The 21,147-nt window shown below is 55.1% G+C and carries 14 protein-coding genes; 12 read left to right on the top strand and 2 right to left on the bottom strand.

All coding sequences use genetic code 11. The annotated features are described in order from the left end of the window. Positions 1–163 precede the first annotated feature (163 nt). From NB063_RS27100 to NB063_RS27045, 12 genes are all read left to right on the top strand, one after another. Positions 164–6,601 (top strand): PAS domain S-box protein, encoded by a 6,438-nt coding sequence (locus NB063_RS27100; protein WP_250932190.1) that lies wholly within the window; start codon positions 164–166, stop codon positions 6,599–6,601. A gap of 93 nt (positions 6,602–6,694) precedes the next feature. After that, positions 6,695–8,218, top strand: a complete 1,524-nt coding sequence (locus NB063_RS27095; RefSeq protein WP_250932189.1) for an ATPase domain-containing protein — start codon at positions 6,695–6,697, stop codon at positions 8,216–8,218. Then, positions 8,215–9,864, top strand: a complete 1,650-nt coding sequence (locus tag NB063_RS27090; protein ID WP_250932188.1) for a response regulator — start codon at positions 8,215–8,217, stop codon at positions 9,862–9,864. The genes NB063_RS27095 and NB063_RS27090 overlap by 4 nt, the downstream gene beginning before the upstream one ends. Continuing rightward, entirely contained in the window at positions 9,861–12,980 is a 3,120-nt protein-coding gene (locus NB063_RS27085) for a PAS domain S-box protein (RefSeq protein ID WP_250932187.1), read from the top strand. The genes NB063_RS27090 and NB063_RS27085 overlap by 4 nt, the downstream gene beginning before the upstream one ends. Positions 12,981–13,630: 650 nt before the next feature. Then, positions 13,631–15,046: an MBL fold metallo-hydrolase gene (locus tag NB063_RS27080; RefSeq protein ID WP_250932186.1), complete on the top strand. Its 1,416-nt coding sequence runs from the start codon at positions 13,631–13,633 to the stop codon at positions 15,044–15,046. Beyond that, positions 15,039–15,599 carry a YeeE/YedE thiosulfate transporter family protein gene (locus tag NB063_RS27075; protein ID WP_250932185.1) on the top strand — a complete coding sequence of 187 codons (561 nt, stop codon included), beginning with the start codon at positions 15,039–15,041 and terminating at the stop codon, positions 15,597–15,599. The genes NB063_RS27080 and NB063_RS27075 overlap by 8 nt, the downstream gene beginning before the upstream one ends. Positions 15,600–15,660: 61 nt before the next feature. After that, the gene (locus NB063_RS27070) at positions 15,661–16,272 is read left to right on the top strand and encodes a YeeE/YedE thiosulfate transporter family protein (protein ID WP_250932184.1); all 612 of its coding nucleotides are present in this window, start codon (positions 15,661–15,663) and stop codon (positions 16,270–16,272) included. Between the two features lie 486 nt (positions 16,273–16,758). Further along, complete coding sequence (locus NB063_RS27065; RefSeq protein WP_250932183.1) at positions 16,759–17,334, top strand: DsrE family protein; 576 nt, start codon at positions 16,759–16,761, stop codon at positions 17,332–17,334. Positions 17,335–17,348: 14 nt separating this feature from the next. Beyond that, entirely contained in the window at positions 17,349–17,882 is a 534-nt protein-coding gene (locus NB063_RS27060; protein WP_250932182.1) for a YeeE/YedE thiosulfate transporter family protein, read from the top strand. After that, positions 17,875–18,486, top strand: a complete 612-nt coding sequence (locus tag NB063_RS27055; RefSeq protein ID WP_250932181.1) for a YeeE/YedE thiosulfate transporter family protein — start codon at positions 17,875–17,877, stop codon at positions 18,484–18,486. Before NB063_RS27060 ends, NB063_RS27055 begins: the two co-directional genes overlap by 8 nt. Before the next feature lie 251 nt (positions 18,487–18,737). Next, positions 18,738–19,103, top strand: a complete 366-nt coding sequence (locus tag NB063_RS27050) for a DUF2200 domain-containing protein (protein ID WP_250932180.1) — start codon at positions 18,738–18,740, stop codon at positions 19,101–19,103. Between the two features lie 177 nt (positions 19,104–19,280). Continuing rightward, positions 19,281–19,442, top strand: a complete 162-nt coding sequence (locus NB063_RS27045; protein WP_250932179.1) for a hypothetical protein — start codon at positions 19,281–19,283, stop codon at positions 19,440–19,442. A gap of 278 nt (positions 19,443–19,720) precedes the next feature. Here NB063_RS27045 and NB063_RS27040 read toward each other — a convergent pair whose 3' ends face one another. Together NB063_RS27040 and NB063_RS27035 are read right to left on the bottom strand one after the other, a co-directional pair. Then, positions 19,721–20,227, bottom strand: coding sequence for a hypothetical protein (locus NB063_RS27040; protein WP_250932178.1), 507 nt, complete (start codon positions 20,225–20,227; stop codon positions 19,721–19,723). 104 nt (positions 20,228–20,331) lie between these two features. Continuing rightward, complete coding sequence (locus tag NB063_RS27035; RefSeq protein WP_250932177.1) at positions 20,332–20,616, bottom strand: hypothetical protein; 285 nt, start codon at positions 20,614–20,616, stop codon at positions 20,332–20,334. Between the last annotated feature and the right edge of the window lie 531 nt (positions 20,617–21,147).

Raw genomic sequence — 21,147 nt, 5'->3', positions numbered from 1 at the left:
GCCGTCGTGGGAGCTTTGCGGACTGACGAGAATTCAACTTGTGCGTCAAAGGTATTGACGACTATCGCTATTGCCCTTTCTCTGGTCAGTCATCTTTGCTGTTTTCGATACGGTCGTTCTTTTTGGGGCCCTGTGCTGCGTTTCTTTTCTGATGGGCGTTGTAATGAGTGATCAATCACATTTCACGCCATGTGTCGTTGGTGTTGGAGTCTCTGCGGATGGAGTGGAGGCGTTCCAAAAGCTGGTAGCCGCGTTTGATGATGCAGCCGATATGGCGATCGTGTTGGCTCCGCATGTCGATCCCGAAACCCGATCGCAACTGCACAACTTTCTCTGCAATCAAACGTCGCTGTCGATTGTGGAGGTCAGTGATCGTGAAGAGATCGCGGCGGGGTGCGTCTATATCTCTCCGTCCCAATCGCTGTTGGAATTGGACGGCGACAACGCGATCATCGCACATCCCGAAAGTTCGAATCTCGAAGCCAACTCGATCGACCATCTCTTTTATTCCATTGCTAGGCAGCGCGGTGAGTACGCCGTGGGAGTCATCCTGTCCGCTTCCGAGAGTGACGGCACGTTCGGATTGAATTCGATTAGCGATGCTGGTGGGATGACATTCGCTCACAATGCCGAATCTGCCATGGGAGCGATGGGTGCGATAACCACCGTGGCCGATTTCGTCATGCCTGCGGCCAAAATCGCTGCGACAATTCGCAAACAATTCGCCCAGTGGAAAAAAATCGAACAACTCCAGCGAAAGTTGTCGGCCGCCAGCATGCGTCTGGAACAATTGACGCAACCGGTGGAGCAACAGTCAAACGACAACGGTCTGGTAATGCCGCCGGCAAAGGGTCACGTTTCGCCGGTTCGTGCCGCGCCTTCGGAATCCGATCAATCGTATCTGTTGGATAGCACAAATATTGCCACGCTATTCCTCGATGAAAGCTTGTGCATTCGAAGTTTTACTCCAGGTGTGACGTCGATTTATCATGTGACATCGAACGATGTTGGTCGCCCGCTGCAGACCGTATCGCACACCGCGACTGCGATGCCACCGATTCCGAATGCCGTTTCGCTCGTCAAAAACGGGCCAGTTGAAGATGAGGTGGAAACGCAAGACGACCGCTGGTTCCTTCGTCGTATTCAACCTTACGGGGATGAAACGAATCGCGATGGGCTCGTCGTAACGTTTTATGAAATCACCGAGCAACATCGGCTCCGCATGCGATTGGCCGCCGCGCATGCGGTCACGAAACTATTAGCCGATGCTGATTCCTTTGAGACGGTGATTCGCAAGGTTCTCAATGCGCTTCGGGTCTCGCTTTCTGCGGAAGTTTGCTTGCTGTGGCGGGTGGATGAGCGTGGCGAGTTCTTGAAGTGCGTTGAGGCCGACGCGATTGACAGCACGTTGCAGCCATTCGTCGACGTCAGTCGCAACACACGGCTCAAGATGGGGCAGGGATTACCTGGGCAGGCTTGGAAGGATCGTGAGCCGGTTTGGTTTGAAGATGTTCCCAATAAGAAAGGATTCGTCCGAGCAGAGGCCGCCAAGCTAAGTGGGATAGCCAGCGGCGTTGGGACTCCGATCGTCGTCGGTCGCAAGTTTAAGGGTGTCATTGAGATCTTCACCACTCGAATGCTGACGCGAGAGCCCGAATTGCTTCAACTGCTGGGGGCGGTTGGAAACGAAATCGGGCAATTCATTCGACAACGTCGACTGACCGACACGATTCGTGACGAAGAGGCTCGCAAGTCAGCGATTCTTCGATCGGCGCTTGATTGCGTCATCACGATGGATACCGCCGGTCGGATCGTTGATTTCAATCCGGCAGCAGAGCGGACGTTCGGATACGTGGCCGCCGACGTGGTCGGTCGACCGTTAGCCGACGTGATCATCCCCGAAGAATTCCGCGACGCTCATCGCCAGGGATTGTCTCGGTATCTTCGCTCCGGAAATTCCGATTTGTTGGGCCAGCGAGTGGAATTGACGGCCCAACGAGCCGACGGCCGTTTGATTCCTGTCGAATTGGCAATTAGCGTTTCGCACGGTCGTGATGGCACGCCCTTCTTTACCGGCTATTTACGTGACATTACCGAACGCAAACGAGCGGATGCGATTCTCCTGGAACGGGCCGGCTTGGCAGCGCTTCACGCGTCGCTCGCGGTGTCGCTGGCGGGCGAGGCACCGTTGGATGAAATTCTCGACAAGTGTTGTCGCAGGATTGTCGAGGGGCTCGATGCCGCCTTCGCCCGGGTTTGGTTGCTAAACGAGCAAGATCAAGTGCTCGAACTGACCGCCAGCGCCGGGATGTATACTCACCTCGACGGTCCACACAGCCGAGTTCCGTTGGGTGAGTGGAAAATCGGGCGAATTGCTGCCTCGCAGCAGCCGCTATTGACCAACGACGTGTCTCACGATCCCAACATTAGTGATCCTCAGTGGGCTGCGCGGGAAGGTATGGTCGCGTTTGCCGGAATTCCTTTAGTGGTTGAGCATCGAGTCGTCGGTGTTGTCGCACTCTTTGCCAAACATCCGTTGGCACCGGAAGTCTTTGAACAATTGATCCCGATGGCGGATGCCATCGCCCAGTGCATTGCGAGAAAGGAATCCGAGCAACGGCTGGTCGATCGCGAGCAACGCTTAAACTTGGCACTTGAGGCCGGACGACTGGGGACTTGGCATTGGGACATTAGCGTTGACCGCGTGACCTGGTCCGATCAGCTTTTCGAGATTTTCGGGTATTCAAAGGATCAGTTTACCGCGACGAAAGCCGGTTTTCTCGATGTCATCCATCCCGACGATCGAGGGTACGTTGCCGAGCGGCTCGAGGCTGCATTTGCGGGGACCTGCAAAACGTACGAAATGGACTTTCGGATCATTCGCGGGAATGACCACCGGATCATTTGGACGTCGGGACGTGGCGTGATCGATCGCGATGAGTTCGATCGGCCGTTGAGTATTACCGCCGTTGCGAGCGATATCACGGATCGTAAGCACTGGGAGTTGGAACTCACTGACCGAGAATCTCATCTCCGTAGCGTGATCGACAACACACTCTTCTTTATCGGAGTGTTGGATGTCGATGGCACGCTCTTGGAAGCCAATGCGGTGGCGATCAAGGCGGCGGGAATCGATCGGAGCGACGTCATCGGCAAAAAATTCTGGGACTGTTACTGGTGGAACTTCGACGAAGAGCCGGTCGCCAATCTGCAGGTCGCTGTGCAACGGGCGGCCGCGGGTGAGGTGGTTCGCTACGACGTAGATGTTCGCATGGCGGGTGATACACGCATGACGATCGATTTCATGCTGAGTCCCGTCCGGTCCAGTGACGGTTCGATTACCCACCTGATTCCATCGGGAGTCGATATCAGTGAAAGGCGTGCGGCGGAAGCCGCGGTCATCGATCGAGAGCAGTTCCTGACCCTCGCACTCGACGCTGGGAAAATGGGTTCGTTCAAATGGGACGTTGGTTCCGGGAAGGTGGAATGGTCGGAAATGGTGTACGCCATGTACGGCTGTCGCCAAGAACAATTTGATGGCACGGTGACCAGTTTTTGGCAACTCGTTCATCCTGACGATCGGACGAACGTCAGGGAGTGGGTCGAGGAGGAACTTGCCAGTGACACTGACGACCATTTTGTGGAATTTCGCTTGGTACGAGCGAGTGACGGTCGCGTGATTTGGGTCGAGGAGCGTGGGGTCATTCACCGGGATGCCGGCGGTGAACCGTTGCAGGTGACCGGATTGGTGCAAGATATTTCGGAGCGTAAGGTCGACGAACTGAATCTCGCGTTTCTTTCCGATCTGCAAACGCGGCTCGTGCCGTTGTCTTCCGTTGATGATTTGATGGCTGTGGCAACTAAGCTGACCGCAGAACACCTCGGATTGGCTCGCTGTTTGTTTGTTGAGTTCGACAAACAGGGCGAAGTTGCGGATATTCTCTGCGACTATCATCAAGGCGACGGGCCGAGCATGGTGGGGACGCACTCGGTACGGGATTTCCATGACGACGCCGAGCGGGCGGATTTGATCGCCGGACAACAAGTTTTTTCTGGCGACGCCCAGGGGCGGCAGCGTGACGAGCGACTCACCGCGAATTTTCGGGCGTTCGATATCGGCGCGTTTTGCAATTCTGCGTATGTGACCGATCGAGGCACCAAGTTTGTTGTCTCTGCCCTTCACGCCGAACCGCACCCGTGGCAAGCCGACGAACGCAGGCTGTTGCAGGAAGTCGCCGATCGCGTCGGTATTCGGATCGAACGGGCGCGGTCGGAGGAGGAACTGGCAAATCGAGAAGCACACTTGCGTCGCGTGATCAACAACCAGCTCGGGCTCGTCGGCGTTATCGATCGCAACGGTATCCTGTTGGAGGTTGACGACCGTTCGTTGAAGATCGCACGAACGCGGCGTGAAGACGTGATCGGTAAACACTTTGCCGAGGCGCCTTGGTGGAGTTACGACCCGGCTGTTGCCGCCAAGATGCGTGACGCCATGCGGCGGGCGATGGCGGGCGAAGTCGTTCGTTACGACGTTTCGCTGTTCGCCCACGGCGATGAAGGCGTGATGATTGATTTCATGATCGCGCCCGTGAAGGACGACAATGGTGAGATTGAGTTCCTGATCCCATCGGGCGTTGATATTCGAGACCGTTACCGGGCGCAGCAACAGTTGATGGAGAACGAACGTCGCGTCTCGATGGCACTGCGAGCCGGGCGAATGGCAGCTTGGGAGTGGACCCCTGAAAAGAGCCATTGGGATACCAAGTTGTTCGAATTGCTGGGAACACCGCAGGTCGCGGATCCGTCACCGGAGTTCTTTTTAGAACGGATCCACCCTGACGATTTGCCGATGCTGCAAGAGATGTGGGAAACTGCCATCGCGGGCCAAGACGACTACGATGCGGAGTTTCGAGTTAAGTTGCCCAACGGAAGTATCCGTTGGCTCGCCGCGGTGTGCACCGTCATCCGAAACCCCGACGGTAGCGTGGCCGCGATGCACGGATTGAACTGGGATATCACCGAACAAAAGGAGACCCAGCAACGGATTCGTGACAGCGAACAACGGTTCCGCATCATGGCAAACGCGGCTCCCGCAATGATTTGGGTGAGCGACCATAACCATCAATGCACGTTTTTGTCACAGCGTTGGTGCGACTTCACGGGACAACCCGAATTGGAAGGGTTGCAGCTGGGATGGATCGAAGCGGTCCATCCGGACGACCAAGCGGCCACACGGGCAGCTTTTCTGGCTGCTGCGGAGCGACACGAGCCATTCGAGTTGGACTTTCGATTGCGAACAGCCGATGGCGGCTACCGTTGGGCCATTGACGCCGGGCAACCGCGGTTCGATGAATCGGGTGAGTTTGCCGGCTACGTCGGATCCGTGATCGATGCTCACGACCGACACGAAGCTCAAGCGGCGTTGCAAGAAGCTCGTGCCGTTGCCGTTGCGGCTAACGAATCCAAGAGCGCATTTCTCGCCAATATGTCGCATGAAATTCGTACGCCCATGACGGCAATCTTGGGCTATGCCGATCTTCTGGGCGATTTGGTTGAGAAAGAAGAAGCGAAGCAACATTTGCAAACGATCCGTCGCAACGGCGGATACTTGCTCGATATCATCAACGACATTCTCGACCTGTCCAAAATCGAAGCCGGCAAACTGGATGTGGAGCATGAACGCTTCGACCCGTATCGATTGATCGAAGATGTGCGAAGCTTTATGGATGTGCGCGCCAGCGAGAGAAACCTAGCCTTGAGCGTTGAGTATCACGGCAAACTTCCCAAGTTGATCAACTCCGACTCGAAACGGCTGAAGCAGATTTTGATCAATCTTGTTGGCAATGCGATCAAGTTCACGAAGCAGGGCCGCGTCCAGATTCGCGTCCGGTTCGAATCTGCGTTGCAGCAATTGCAATTTGATGTCGTTGACACGGGGATCGGCATCGCGGATGAACAGATGGACAAATTGTTCAAACCGTTTTCACAGGGCGACGCGAGTGTCACCCGTAGCTTTGGCGGCACCGGCTTGGGGCTGGCGATCAGTCAGCGACTCGCAGAAATGCTGGGAGGAGCAATCACGGCGAGCAGTACTGAAGGCGTCGGTAGCACTTTCACCGTCAGAATCTCGACCGGGGAAGTTGCCGAGTCTGAGTTGGTCGAGTATGGCGGTATCGAAGCCAGCAACACCACGGAAACCGTGGCGAGCGGCGGTGGATCCACGCAGTTATCATGTCACGTATTGATCGTGGATGATCGGCGCGATATCCGGTTTTTGAGCAAACGCATTCTGACGACCGCCGGAGCGAGAGTGGACGAATGCGAGGACGGGCTGCTGGCGGTGGATTACATCACCGAGTGCCTCGGCACGGGCGACTGCCCCGATCTGATTTTGTTGGACATGCAAATGCCGAATTTGGACGGCTACTCGACCGCGGCAAAACTGCGAACGCTCGGCTACACCAGTCCGATTATCGCCCTCACCGCGGACGCCATGCAGGGCGACATGAATAAGTGTTTGGAAGCGGGTTGCAACGACTACCTGTCCAAACCGATCGACAAAGCGGCGATGCTTCAGAAGGTTTCGGAAATGCTAACATGATCACAGGCGGTCGACTTATCGCTCTTGCTTCGCTCGAGGAGAAGGTTTACTAGGCTGGCCGTTGGCGGTACGCAAAATGATGGAATTCAGAATATGACCCAACCCGAACAACAAATCAGCACTGGCATCCGCACACTCGACGATATCATGCACGGCGGCTTCACGGCCGATCGTCTATACCTGATCGAAGGTTACCCCGGCACGGGTAAGACAACTCTGGCCATCCAGTTCTTGCTCGATGGCGTCGCAAAAGGCGAGCGGGGACTTTACGTCAGTCTGTCGGAAACCCGCGAGGAACTTGAGGGAGTTGCGGCGTCTCATGGCTGGTCACTCGATGGGATCGACATCCATGAACTTGTCGATCAAGAGAAACTGACCCAGGAGCAAGCTCAATACACGATGTTCGAGCCGTCGGAAATCGAACTTGGTGCAACGATCGAAGGCGTACTCAAGAAAATTCAAGCGATTCAACCAAGACGAATCGCGTTTGATTCGCTGTCGGAGATGAGGCTTCTCGCCCAAGGTCCACTCCGTTACCGCCGTCAAATCCTCGCCCTCAAACAATTCTTCGTCGGTCGCGGATGCACCACGCTCATGCTCGACGATAAATCGGGCGGGGACTTGGCAACCGACCTCAATGACCAACAACTCCAAAGCATCGCTCATGGTGTGATTCGGTTGGAGCAATCCTTGAACCACTACGGCGCTGAACGTCGCTACCTGCGAGTGATCAAACATCGTGGTCGAGATTTCATCGGTGGAACACACGATGTCTTGCTCAAACGTGGTGGGATGCAAGTGTTTCCTCGCAAAACAATCGAGAACGCTCAATGGCAGTCTAGCGGGGAAGACATCAGCAGTGGCAACGCGGAATTAGATACCCTTATCGGTGGTGGGCTGATGGAAGGCACCAGCACGTTGTTGCTCGGTCCGGCCGGTGTCGGTAAGTCATCGACAGCGACTCAGTTTGCAGTTGCGGCGGCTGAGCGAGGCGAACGAGCTGTCTTTTTCGAGTTCGAGGAAAGCAAGCATTCGTTCTTACAACGCAGCCGCGGACTGGGTTTTGATATCGATCGGTATATCGACGAAGGACTGATTGAATTACGGCATTTTGCGTCGGGCGAGACTGCGCCTTCCGAATTCGCGTCGCAAGTCCGTGAGGCGATCAAAACTGACGAGCAAGGGCGAAAGGTGACCGTCGTCACGATCGACAGCCTCAACGGTTTTCTCAATTCAATGCCGCATGAACAATTTCTGTTGATCCAACTCAACGACATTCTGCAAATGCTCGGCCGTCAGGGGATTGTGTCGTTCCTCATCACAGCCCAACACGGAATGCTGGGAACAGGGATGAAGACGCCAGTGGATGCCAGCTATATGGCAGACAATGTCCTGTTGTTTCGGTACTTCGAAACGTCGGGTGAAATCCGTCAAGCAATATCGATGGTGAAGAAACGGACGGGCAGACACGAACGCACCATCCGCGAATTTGCCTTGACGCATAATGGCTTGCAGATTGGGCGTCCACTAACGGAATTTCACGGTGTGCTGAGCGGCACACCGGCATTCCAAGGGAAGCGTGAAGACCTGCTCGGTCGCGACGGAACGAATGCATGAGCGAGCTACCCAAGATCAAACTGCAGCCAAAACACGGCGATAGCCAGACGGTCACCGTGCTGGCGCCCACACCTCAAGACGCGAAGTACTGCGATCAGGTTCTGCGTGAACACGGGGTGCCGGTCGAGATTGTGACGTCGGTCTACGAGGTCACCTCTCGAATTCGTGAGGGTGCGGGTGTTGTGCTGATCGCACAAGAATTTCTCACTTCCGAAGCGACCGCGCGTCTTCGCCAAGCGGTTAATGAACAACCGTCCTGGTCGGATGTGCCGATCCTGGTCCTGCTTGCTCAGCGTGAAACACCGCCTCGCGTCATTACCGAATTGTTAACCATTGGCCACGTGACGTTGATCGAACGGCCGCTAAGGATCGCCCTCTTGGTAAGTACGCTCCAGGCGAAGCTGCGTGACCGCGCCAGGCAGTATGAGGTTCGAGACCTCTTGCTCAAAGCTCAGCTGGCAAATGCATCCAAGAGTGAATTCCTGGCCAACATGTCACACGAAATTCGCACGCCGATGACCTCGATTCTTGGTTATGCGGAATTGATGACTGGGCTGATCGAAAACGAAGAAGCTCTCGGGTATCTTGCCACTATCCGTCGCAATGGCGATTTTTTGCTAGGCATCATCAATGATATCCTTGATTTGTCCAAGATCGAGGCGGGAAAGTTCGATATCGATATCGAGCGGTTTGATCCGGCCCGAGTGATCGAAGATGTGCGCAGGATCATGGAGGTGCGTGCGAGCGAGAAAGGTTTGAAGCTGGATGTCAAATTTGCCGGTGCGATCCCGCAGTTCATTGAAAGCGATGCCAAACGTTTAAAGCAGATTCTGATCAACCTTGTGGGCAACGCGATCAAGTTCACAAAATCGGGCAGCGTCAAAATCACCGTCGAGTTCGAGAGAAACGCTGTCACAGGCGACGATTCAGCAAACCCAGTCACAGACCAACTGCGAATCGGCATCAGCGATTCCGGCATCGGGATGACGCCGGTGCAACGGGAACGATTATTCAAACCTTTCTCCCAAGGCGACTCCCTCATCACGCAGCAATTCGGTGGTACCGGATTGGGACTTGCGATCAGTCAACGACTCGCCGCGATGCTGGGTGGTGAAATCAGAGTCGACAGTAAGATCAACAAAGGTAGCACGTTTACTCTCACGATCGCGACGGGCAAGTTGAGTGACACTTCGTTGATCGAACCGAGGGGGCGGCAAGAGTCGGAGAAGGTAAATGAACCTGCGGAGTCGATTGAGCTCGATGTTCACGTATTGATTGTTGACGATCGCCGCGACATCCGCTTTCTCAGCAAACACATTGTGACCAACGCTGGCGGACGGGTCACCGAAGCGGAAGACGGCGTGCTCGCTATCGAAACGGTCAAACAGGCGACCGCGAATGGAATCTTCTTTGACCTGATTTTGTTAGACATGCAAATGCCAAACATGGACGGCTATGAAACCGCACGACATCTACGCCAACTCGGCTACGCTGGTCCGATTATTGCTCTTACCGCCGATGCGATGCAGGGCGATATGAACAAGTGCCTCGAAGCAGGATGTAACGACTATCTTTCGAAACCCATCGACAAGTTGCGAATGTTGGAAAAGGTGGCGGCGCTAGTCAAGACATCGGAGGAACGATGAATCAGATTTCCATTGATGATCAGATTCAGCAATCACACGAAATCTTTCGACAAGTCGTTGAGGGGAATCCGTTTGGCGTTTATATCGTCGATCACGAATTCAAAATTCGCTATATCAGTGACGGTGCTCGGGAAACGTTCTCGTCGCAAATGCCTGTCGTCGGTCGCGGTTTCCCGGATGTGATGCGTGCGATTTGGCCGGAGCCGTTTGCGACCGAGGCGATTGAGCGTTTTCGCCATACGTTGGAAACCGGTGAACCATACACCGCACCGTTGCTGATCGAGGAACGCGCCGATCGCAAAACGATTGAATCGTACGATTGGAAGATCAAGCGGATTTCCCTACCCGACAACAAATATGGCGTTGTTTGCTACTACTACGACGTCACCGAGCGTCAGAAGTGGGAGCAATCGCTTCGGGATAGCAATGAACTCGTCCACACGATTGCGGAGAACTCAACCGAAGCATTGATCATGATGGATGCATCGGGATACTTGATCTACTGCAATCAAACTTGGCTCGACATGACTGGTTTCAGTCGCGAAGAGTTGGAGTCTGCGCCGTTGCATGAGTTGGTGCATCACCACTACCCCGATGGTCGACCGTTTCCGATCACCGAGTGCCCGATCGACCGAGCGCTTCCTCAGGACAGCCTGATCCGCTTCCACGAAGACGTGTTCTTTCGTAAAGACGGCACGCCGTTCGATGTGCTTTGCTCGGCGCGACCGATCTATCGCGACGGCAAACCACACTCGACAATCATCGAAGTAAGTGATGTTACCGAGCAAAACGCGGCAAAGCGTGAATTGATCGAGTCACAGCAATTCCTCCAGGCGGCATTGTCAGCAACCGGACTCGCGGTCTGGTCGTGGGATTTAAAGACTGGCCAAGTCCATTCGCCCCAGGATATCCGTTCGCTGTTCGGGATGAACGCCGAGGCACCCATGGTAGCCCGCGAATTCGTGAAACGCGTCGATCCGCAAGACCGCGACCGCGTCGATGAGGCGATGAAAACGGCCATTCAAACTGGTGACGTCTACAACGAAGAATTCCGCGTGGTGCGTCCTGACGGGGCGACACATTGGTTGCACATGTTGGGACGCATCGTCCGCGACGAGTCGGCCAATCTCGATTCCTTCTTGGGGGTCGTTGCAGACGTGACGGAACGCAAGAATGTCGAGATGAGAATCCGCGAGAGCGAGAAGTACTTTCGCACGATGGCCGATGCATCACCGGCAATGTTGTGGATTACGGATCGCGATCACATGTGCACTTACCTGTCGCGTTCATGGTACGAGTTCACCGGTCAAACCGAAGAGGAAGGTTTGGGGTTGGGGTGGACCGACGCGACTCACCCCGACGACAGACAACGTGCCGGTAAAGAGTTTTTGTCGGCCGCGGAGGCTCATGTGAATTTCGTGACGGAATACCGTTTGCGAACGGCGAGTGGTGAGTATCGGCATGCCGTCGACTTGGGCCGTCCCCGATTCAACAAGGCTGGCGAATTTGAAGGCTACATCGGTTCGGTAATTGATGATCATGAGCGACGCCTCGCCGAAAATACGATGCGTGCCAGCGAGAGTCGGTTGCGACTCGCTGCCGAGGCAACCGGTTTTGGGACTCACGACTACGACGCTATCAGAAACCGATTGGTGTGGTCTCCCGAACTGTATGCGATCTATGGCATCTCTCCCGAAATAACGCCGACGCTCCAGATGGTCCGCCAGCTCATCTTCCCGGATGATCTGAAAGCATTCGAAACGATCATGGCGGATGCTTTTCGAACGGATGGTTCCGAACGCTATGAAAAGGAATACCGCATCGTGCGAAGCGATGGGGCGATCCGATGGGTTGTCGATACGGGGCGAGTCATTCGCGAAGAGAAGGGCGATGCCCGACACCTCCAACGCATCGTTGGCACGGTTCAGGACATCACGGATCGAAAGAATTTCGAGCGTTCGTTACAGCAAGCCATGACGTCCGCTGAGGCGGCGAATCGCTCGCGTGGTGAGTTTTTGGCGAACATGTCGCATGAAATTCGCACGCCGATGGCAGCGATTTTGGGACACGCAGATATTTTGAAGGATCATCTCGTTGATCCTGACAATTTGCAGGTCGTTGATACGATTCGACGTAACGGACATTTCTTGTTGAATATCGTCAACGATATCTTGGATCTCTCCAAGATCGACGCCGGAAAAATGGAGATTGATACCCAACCGGTTCGTCCTGACGCGATCGTCGGAGAGATTCGTTCACTGATGGATGTTCGCGCAGCCGAGAAAGATATTCCGTTGCGAATTGCGTTCACCGGTCCGGTTCCCGAAACAATCGATACTGACGCGGTGCGTTTGCGCCAGGTGTTGTTGAACCTCGTCGGAAACGCAATCAAGTTTACCGATGAAGGTGAAGTTCGATTGAACGTCGACTTCGACGCGTCGGCAAATCGGCTTCAGTTCGATGTCGTCGACACGGGAATCGGGATCCCATCGGAAAAGCTCGATTCCTTGTTCGAACCGTTTGTGCAAGTCGACAACACGTCAACGCGATCGTTCGGTGGTACCGGTTTGGGGCTGGCGATTTGCCGCCGTCTCGCACAAGCTCTCGGTGGCTTGATTACCGTCGAGAGCGAACTCGGCAAGGGGAGTCGTTTTACACTCTCACTGGACGTCATGAAGCCTGGTCAATTGATCGAACCCAATATCTCGGTTGTCGAGGCGTCGGATCTCTCCCACGACGAAATCACGTTAACGGCAAACGTTCTTGTCGTGGACGATCGGCGTGACATCCGTTACCTCGCTCAACATTTTATTGAGAAAGCCGGCGGTAAAGTTTTCACGGCGACCAACGGGAAAGAAGCGGTCAATTTTGTCATGGCAGAACAATCACCGCGGATCGACGTGATCGTGATGGATATGCAAATGCCAGTGATGGACGGTTACGAAGCATCAAGGCAGCTTCGCAGTCGCGGTTGCGTGTTGCCCATCCTCGCCTTAACCGCCAACGCGATGAAGAGTGATCGTGACGAGTGTCTGGCCGCCGGATGCAGCGACTACACCACCAAACCGCTAGATCAACGTAAGTTGGTCGAGATGATTGCAAGGCTCGCCGAATAATACGGCGTTGGAGCAGATTGTCTGGTGCGGGATCCATCGATCTCGTGATTACGCGATTTGATCGCATGTCGTCATCACGTTTTCCCGTTTACAGCAGCCCCAAAAACAAGAACAGGAGTGCCGTCCCGAGCAACGAAACGACCAGCGAGCCGAGGCAACCCAATCGACTGGAAAAGAATGCGAACATATCGAATAGCATCGAAGTGAAGGAGATAACATGGCAGGGCACAGTACCCAGGGGACGTCGATTTCATTACTGCGGGATTCCAAAAGTAGCGGAACGGCGCGAGCCGTCCGGTAACGCGGGTCCGGACGGCTCACGCCGTTCCGCTAAAAAGAGCACTAAAGCAATCGACGTCCCGTGGGTACATCGAGTTGCAACTGCCGTGCCGGATTCTCATCACGCCGCCCCCTCTCTCCGCACCGCATCCGCAGGTGTAGGCCGCGAAAGTCTTAGCGATTTCCCTCGCCTGTAAATTTCGGAGTTGATGCGGTAGATCAGTCGTGTCCGTCGTTGCGAGTGTCGCGTTGCCCCCGGTACCGTCGATCGTCTTGGTAATGACTTGGTAGCCCCGCCGCACGTCGACAATGGCATGCGATTCGCTCCTGGTGGTGTTGGAAATACCGATACCACCAAAAGGAGTAATCAGATGTTTGTACTTGAAACAGTTTTGACGGATGGCATCGCTCAGCTTTCCTACCTCGTCGGCGATACCGGTACAGGCAAAGCGGCAGTGATCGACCCCCGGACGGACGTCGAAATCTACGAAGAACTCGCAAGAAAGCATGGTGTGTCCATCACCCACGTTTTCGAAACACATATCCACGCCGACTTTGTCTCGGGCGCTCGTTCACTTGCCCAGCGTGTTGGAACGGCGAAAGTTTTCGTGAGCGACGTGCAAGCCAACTACCAGTTTGATGCTGAACCGGTAGCCGACGGCCAGTCGTTTGATTTCGGATCGTTCATGTTGACCGCTCGTCATACGCCTGGGCACACGCCGGAGCATATGTCGTTTTTGCTAAGTGAGGCGAAGCACGCTGACACACCTTGGGCTGTCTTTACGGGCGATTCGCTGTTCGTGGGCTCGGCGGGAAGGCCTGACTTGCTCGGTTCGGGCGAAACCGAGCAACTGGCACGGTCTCTCTACGACACGCTCTATAACTTCTATCTCAAGCTCGAAGACTACGTCACGATTTATCCGGGGCACGGTGCGGGTTCGGCATGCGGTGCCGACATTGGTGACCGGCTCAACAGTACCGTCGGTTACGAGCGGCGAACGAACAAATTCCTGTCGTTCCCAGATTACGAAGCGTTCCGCGAGTTCGTTGTCGGAGATGCACCGCCGGTCCCGTGGCACTATCCGGAACTCAAGAAAGTCAACGCGAAAGGGCCGGACATCATGGACCGGTTGCCAACGATTCCGGCGTTGCCACCGAGCGAATTCCGGAAGGTTTCTCGCGAGCCCGGCGTCGCACTCATCGACACGCGAAGCATGACCGCGTTCGGCGGCGGGCATGTTCCTGGAAGTATCAACATCGGATCGAGACCTGAGATGTCCGCGTGGGTCGGACAAATGTTTGACCTGGACCAACGTCTGTTGCTCGTTTTGGACGATGACGAAGATGCCGAGCGGGTTCAGCGATTGATCGTACGCAGCGGCCACAGTCAATTTGCAGGCTATTTGGCGGGAGGGATGAAAGCCTGGCAAAGCTCGGGCTTCCCGCTGGAGCGATTGGAGCAGATGCCGGTCCACGAACTGCGCGATCATCAATCCAACGGTACCGGCCCAACGATTCTCGACGTGCGAGGCCCGGATGAATGGGAAGGAGGACATGTCCCCGGTGCGGAGCATTGCTTCGTCGCTGATATGCGAGATCGCATCAACGGATTGGACAAGGATCAGCATTACGCGACGTATTGTGCGAGCGGTTATCGAGCCAGCATCGCGTCGAGCTTGATGCAGTCACGCGGTTTCAAGCACGTGTCGAATGTTCCTGGTAGCTGGGGGGCGTGGACCGCTGCGGGCTATCCGGTTGAGAAAGTGAAGGAGCTCAGTCATGCATGAGTTCATGCACAGATTAGGCGGGCTCGGTGATGTCGATCCGCTTCAATACTCCGGACCCGCATGGTCACCCTACCTAGTGGGCGCTCTGATCGGTGTCCTGTCCATGCTGACCTTCTATTTTTCGAACAAGCCGATCGGGGCATCAACTGCTTATGCACGGATTGCCGGAATGATCGGCTTGGCGGTGGCTCCCAAGCACACGCGGTCGCTCAAGTATTTTGAGGGCAAGCCGCCTAAGGTTGGGTGGGAGTTGATGCTGGTGCTCGCTGTCGTCGCTGGGGCGTTTCTTGCCGCCTGGACGGGTGGCGAGCTGACCGGAAAGTTTCTGCCCGCAATGTGGCAAGACCGATTTGGTAGCGACAGTTATCTACTTCGCACTCTCGTCACTTTAGCGGGCGGTGTCTTGATGGCATTTGGCGCCAGAATGGCCGGAGGTTGCACGAGCGGACATGGGATCAGCGGCACGTTGCAGTTAGCGATCGGATCGTGGGTCTCCGCGATCTGTTTTTTCATCGGTGGGATCGTCGCCGCGATGCTGATGTACGCGACCTAATTATATCAATCCGAAACAGTCAATTGACGGTGAACCATTTGGAACCGTAGGAGATAGCGAGATGGCAACAATCACTGAACAACCTCCCGAGACGAAGGCCAAGGCCTCTCCGCCTGTGAACTCTCAGCCCGAGGCTGCCCCTGGGAAAACCTTGGTGCTGGGTGCGGTGTTTGGGCTCATCTTTGGGTTCCTGTTGCAGAAGGGCGGCGTGGCGAAGTTCCATGTCCTGATTGGGCAGCTCATGTTGGTCGACTTTACCGTCCTCAAGGTCATGTTGTCGGCAGTCGTGGTGGGTGCGTTGGGGATTCACTTTATGCACCGTGCCGGGCTCGTTGAATTGCATATTAAGCCGACGCGTTACGCTTCGAACATTATCGGAGGGCTGCTCTTTGGAGTTGGTTTTGCACTGTCCGCCTATTGTCCAGGCACCGGCGCCGCGGCACTGGGGCAAGGCAACTACGACGCGATTGCCATGATGATCGGGATGATCGGTGGGTCGTACCTCTTTGCCGAAGCATCCGGCTGGATCGGCCGCCATATCGACCCAATCGGCGACCGAGGAAAGCTGACGTTGCATGATGTGATCCCGGTGAATCGAACCGGGCTCGTGGTTGCGTTTGCGGCGGTATTAGTCATTGTCCTCGTGGCTATCGAGACGCTTGGAGGACGCTGAATCGACTAGAAGCCTCGGGTCGATGTGTATGAACGAAACACACTCACGATTTTGCAAATCGACGACACCCGCGACTCTTTCAATAAGCACCGTAGGGTATTCCACGAAGGAACCGGAGTTCGTCATGATTGGCTCGGCCGCTACCCACGCATCGAGTCGTCCGTCGACGGTGATCACACGAAGCGTGAGGATTCTTCGTCCTTTGCATTGGACCTTAGCTGGACAGCGCACTTTCGAGCAAAAGGTAAACCGAAGCGTGAGCGAGGGAAGGAGTTACGAAGAATCGCTCGCTCACGCTTCGGGTTACCAATGCATTGTTCGCAAACAACGCACCCACAACACTTTAGATGCCTATTGAACGATCGAAGTGTCGCGACGCGGTCGTTCACACTTCCGTAATCTTGTCGACCACTGACCCGTTAGCCAAAAACGTCGTGGCTGTGGTCGCCATTTGACCAGTTCTTACAACTCAATCGGGGAATCGAAATGAAGACTGCAATCTATCTAGTGGTGTCCATCTTACTGTCTCATTCCGCCGTGTTGGCCGCCGATCCGACAGGTGAGCCGTCGTTTGAGCATCCACTGATCAAAGATCACGGCGGCATTGTCGTTTTGCCGGATGCGGATCAGCAGCCAAAGCCGAACTCAAAAGTTCTTCTTGATATCACTTCTGATGCTAAATCTGGCAATGTGATAAAGGGCTTTGATCGTGCCGCCTTGATCCTAAACCAGTACACGCAAGCCGGTGCGGGAATCGAAAACGGTTTCAAGATGGCCCTCATTTTGCATGGACCTGCAACAACGGCGGCGCTCTCGGATGAGGCATACGGCAAACACGTCAAACCCTATATGAAGGACAAGGGGCAGACGAAGAACCCCAACCTCGAGCTGCTAAAGGAGTTGAGAGAAGCAGGTGTCGAAATCTTCGTGTGCGGTCAAGCGTTGGCGCATCACGGTTTTGGCACCAATGAAGTAGCTCGCGAAGTGAAGGTTGCGGTCTCTGCGGCCACCGTCAACATCAACCTGCAAATGAACAACTACGCATACATTCCCTTTCACTAACTGAGGCGATATCGATGGGAAATCCGTTTCTGAAAAAACAATGGTCTCCGTATTTGGTTGGGTTGGGGATCGGGGTCCTGAGTTGGTTCGCGTTCGCAACCGCTGATCACCCACTTGGCATCACCACTGCCTTCGAGCACGGTGCGGCAATGATCGGACAGGCGATTGCACCCACCCTGGCAGAAAACAATGAATATTTCAGCGAGGAGACGCCCAAGATTAGTTGGGAAACGATGCTGGTTGTTGGCGTGTTTTTTGGTGCTCTGATGAGTTCCGCATGGTCCGGTGATCGCGAGAAGACTGTCGTTCCCGCCATCTGGGAGCAGCGTTTCGGACCGAGCGTCGCAGGACGATTGACGGCAGCCTTTTTCGGCGCTGGTTTGATGATGTTTGGCGCGCGGCTGGCTCAGGGTTGTACCAGCGGGCATGGCATCAGCGGTACGTTGCAGCTCGCTGCATCAAGTTGGGTGTTTTCAATCCTGTTCTTCGGGACGGGAATTATCACGGCACTTTTGATGTATGGCAGAAAAGGAGTCACACATGTTTGATCCAACTTGGAAACTCGCGTTGGGGTTAGTGACCGGTTTGGTCTTTGGAGTCCTGTTGCAGAAAGGGGGCGTGGCGAAGTTCAGGATTATCGTCGGTCAGTTCATCCTGAAAGACTGGACGGTTGTTAAGATCATGGGATCCGCGGTGGTCGTCGGTGCGATCGGCATCTACGGCTTGCTTGCTTTGGATTTGGTGTCGCTGCACATCAAGCCTCTGGCATGGGCGGGTATCGTCGCCGGCGGAATCCTGTTCGGGATCGGCATGGCGGTTTTCGGTTATTGCCCCGGTACATCGGTGGCCGCATGTGGTGAAGGTCGTCGCGATGCAATGGTCGGTGTGTTGGGGATGATCTTTGGTGCGGGTGCGTATGTCGGCTTTTACCCCACAATCCATCGATTCACCGAGAGTCTTGGGAACGGCGGCAAAGTCACTTTGCCAGAGGTTACCGGGACATCACCCTGGCTGTGGATTGTCGCTTTAGCCACGGTTGCGGTCGTGGCCTATCTACTAACACGCTCGGGCATCCGTTCCCCGCGAGAAACGAGCCCCGCCAGCAGCGGGCTTGGTGACGGTAAAATGCCACGTCATCCCGCAAACGTTTAGCATGTAGCCCGACTCATTGAGCACCATCACGAAGTCCCCTTTGAAACTCGCTCGCGGTGGACAACCGCAAGCGAGCAGGGGCTCCGCCAGCCGATCGAGAGGGAACGCACGTACTGCAACTGGATGGGGGCGGAAATCTTGATGATGCCTCGACGTGATGTCTGTTGATCGCGACTCCGCTGTCTGGGACAATGCTAAATTGTCCTGATAACTAGGGGCTAATCGACAACGATCACTATGAGTCGCGTGAGATGAACCGCACCAACGACCACGATGAAAGAGTTGCAAAATTGACGTTCGCAGGCGTGTATCCGCATCTGCTTGCGAAGGTTGAAAGAAAAGGCCGCACCAAAGACGAGCTGCATCAGGTGATCAAGTGGCTGACCGGTTTCAACGAAAGAACGCTACAGAAGCACATCAAAGGCAAGATGTCTTATGAGGAGTTTTTCGCGGAAGCCAAGTTGAACCCCAACGCGCATCTAATCACCGGTGTGATCTGCGGCTACCGGGTGGAAGACATCGAAAACCCGTTGACGCAGAAGGTTCGCTACCTCGACAAGTTGGTGGATGAATTGGCGAGAGGCAAGAAGATGGAAAAGATCTTGCGTGCGGGATAGAAGATAGCTGCGTTCGTCCGCCTTTCGGCGGTTTCAAGACGTCGCCCCTATCCAAGCACCCAACACCCTGCAGTTTGGGATGTCGGCAGTGCCGCCAGGGTGGACGCTGTATTGCTTCGCCGGCCTATAGGTCGCGGGCGAAACCGGGCATCGATGTCCCAGTTCACAGGCAATTTCATGGTCGACTCCTTCGCCGATCGAGTCTCCGTACTCGTCGCTGAGTTCACCTTAGGTTGCAAAGAAGATCGTCTATTCGTTTGGGTGGAAGGAAAGCGAACCTTTGCCATGGATGCCGAGTCTTTTTTGTCGTTGCGTCAACGCGATATCGTCTTGTTCTGAATAGGTGGCGGATTCAAAAACGGTCATATTTGGCATGACTTCCACATCACCATGAGCGTAGATCTGCAATATGTGGTCGGTTGTTCCCACTTCGTGGTGGTTGTCAAATTCCAAGAAGGAATTGACCGCTCCGATGGCAACGTGAGTTGGTCGTCCGCAAACCACTGATTTTCGATCGTGTTGATACAGGATAGAAACGTTACCGAAAAAGAATGGCATCGCGGCGAGTCAGATCGCCGCGTGCATAGCAAGCCCTGAAAGTCGGATCATCGAAGGCACTATTGGCTTTCAATTGCCGCTCCAATAGCGGCCCCGATGTCTGCTCCTCGATTTCCACCGACGGCATTTCCGATCGCTCCACCGATCACGGCACCACGTTGTTGGGATGGACTGACGTAGTTGTACCCGTTGTTGTACGTTCCGCCGTAATAGGATTGGCTCGAATATCCGGGGCGATAGCTTTGATATGTCTGGCCGTAGATCGGTTGCGAGCTGTAACCTCGATATCCGCTACTGTAACGCTGGGGTGTCGAGTAGGAACGATAGGGTTGCCTGTAGGATTGGGAATATCCGTACCGGTACGTGGGTTGTGAATACCGATAGCTTGACTGTGGATACACGCGTGGCGTGGTGTAGACGTTGCCGCCGTAGACAGATTGAGTGCCATAGTAGCTAGGCGTACCAAACTGCACGGTTACTTGGGCGTGGGCGGCTTGATCCGCCGAATGTGCGAACCATAAGGCTGCTGCGACGGCGATGAGGAGCGTAGCTTTGATTTTGGACATGTTATTGTTCCTTGGGTTGGGGGGAGTTTGGGAGTCGTAGTGCATTGTTGAGCTTTTAGTAGCAAGCCGTGTGCCCGGAATGCGGGCATCGTGATGAATTGGGCCTAGCGGCCTGAACGGACGCGGGTCGACGATCCGAGGAAAATCTGGCGTAACGGCCGAATCGGCTCATTCGAAACGCGAGAATTTCTGATCAGACGAACCGTGTTGCCGTATACGTGCAGGGGACGCCCCGGTCGCTGATGAATCGGTGTGGATTTGATCCGTTCACGGTAGACGCCCGTCGGAATGATGATTGGGCTCCAACCGGTGGGGGAGGACGCTTTGGCGTCGTTAGCTGCCACGAGGACGAGGCTGAGTGCAGTGATGAATAGAATGGGGCGTAGCATGACTGTATTTTCTCCAGTTGCGAAAGCGTGATGTGAATGAGTCCAGCGGTGGACGGCGCAAGGCGGTACCGCCTCATGCGATTGTGTATTTCATACAATCACAGTGGCTGTGCAGTTTGCATCTGCTGTTCGCAACTGTTGTGCCAAACAAAGGCCCGACGGCGGTGCCGACACCCCGGATCACGGTGGGGTCTTGGGATAGAGTTTGGGGCCACCCATGTCATTTGGCGACGACCACGACATTGCTGTCACGGGCTAGTGCCATACGGGGGTGCCTAGCGACATGCGGACTACGCCGCGCCAGTGGTCCTGGAGGGCGGGCCGAAGGTCGTGGCGGTGCCGAGACTTCGAGCGGTGGAGAGATGCGCTCGTTGGTCGTAGTCGAGCGGTCGGTTATGTGACCCGTTGATAGGAGCCCAAGGTAAGTGACGGATCACTTCCGCAAGGCCCGCTCGCACGCGGTTAAGATTGGGAGAGGATACTAAAGCGCGTGTTCGCCAATCACGCCGCCCCCATCACGTCAACTCGCTT

Source organism: Aporhodopirellula aestuarii (assembly GCF_023701485.1).
Classification (GTDB): domain Bacteria; phylum Planctomycetota; class Planctomycetia; order Pirellulales; family Pirellulaceae; genus Rhodopirellula; species Rhodopirellula aestuarii.
This window is presented reverse-complemented; position numbering and strand designations above follow the sequence as displayed.

Excerpts from the sequence above, each read along its gene's own strand:
- NB063_RS27040 (WP_250932178.1), bottom strand. The coding sequence starts at position 20,227 with ATGTCCAAAATCAAAGCTACGCTCCTCATCGCCGTCGCAGCAGCCTTA.
- NB063_RS27060 (WP_250932182.1), top strand. The coding sequence starts at position 17,349 with ATGGGAAATCCGTTTCTGAAAAAACAATGGTCTCCGTATTTGGTTGGG.
- NB063_RS27075 (WP_250932185.1), top strand. The coding sequence starts at position 15,039 with ATGCATGAGTTCATGCACAGATTAGGCGGGCTCGGTGATGTCGATCCG.
- NB063_RS27085 (WP_250932187.1), top strand. The coding sequence starts at position 9,861 with ATGAATCAGATTTCCATTGATGATCAGATTCAGCAATCACACGAAATC.
- NB063_RS27070 (WP_250932184.1), top strand. The coding sequence starts at position 15,661 with ATGGCAACAATCACTGAACAACCTCCCGAGACGAAGGCCAAGGCCTCT.
- NB063_RS27080 (WP_250932186.1), top strand. The coding sequence starts at position 13,631 with ATGTTTGTACTTGAAACAGTTTTGACGGATGGCATCGCTCAGCTTTCC.
- NB063_RS27035 (WP_250932177.1), bottom strand. The coding sequence starts at position 20,616 with ATGCTACGCCCCATTCTATTCATCACTGCACTCAGCCTCGTCCTCGTG.
- NB063_RS27090 (WP_250932188.1), top strand. The coding sequence starts at position 8,215 with ATGAGCGAGCTACCCAAGATCAAACTGCAGCCAAAACACGGCGATAGC.
- NB063_RS27100 (WP_250932190.1), top strand. The coding sequence starts at position 164 with ATGAGTGATCAATCACATTTCACGCCATGTGTCGTTGGTGTTGGAGTC.
- NB063_RS27095 (WP_250932189.1), top strand. The coding sequence starts at position 6,695 with ATGACCCAACCCGAACAACAAATCAGCACTGGCATCCGCACACTCGAC.
- NB063_RS27055 (WP_250932181.1), top strand. The coding sequence starts at position 17,875 with ATGTTTGATCCAACTTGGAAACTCGCGTTGGGGTTAGTGACCGGTTTG.
- NB063_RS27050 (WP_250932180.1), top strand. The coding sequence starts at position 18,738 with ATGAACCGCACCAACGACCACGATGAAAGAGTTGCAAAATTGACGTTC.
- NB063_RS27045 (WP_250932179.1), top strand. The coding sequence starts at position 19,281 with ATGGTCGACTCCTTCGCCGATCGAGTCTCCGTACTCGTCGCTGAGTTC.
- NB063_RS27065 (WP_250932183.1), top strand. The coding sequence starts at position 16,759 with ATGAAGACTGCAATCTATCTAGTGGTGTCCATCTTACTGTCTCATTCC.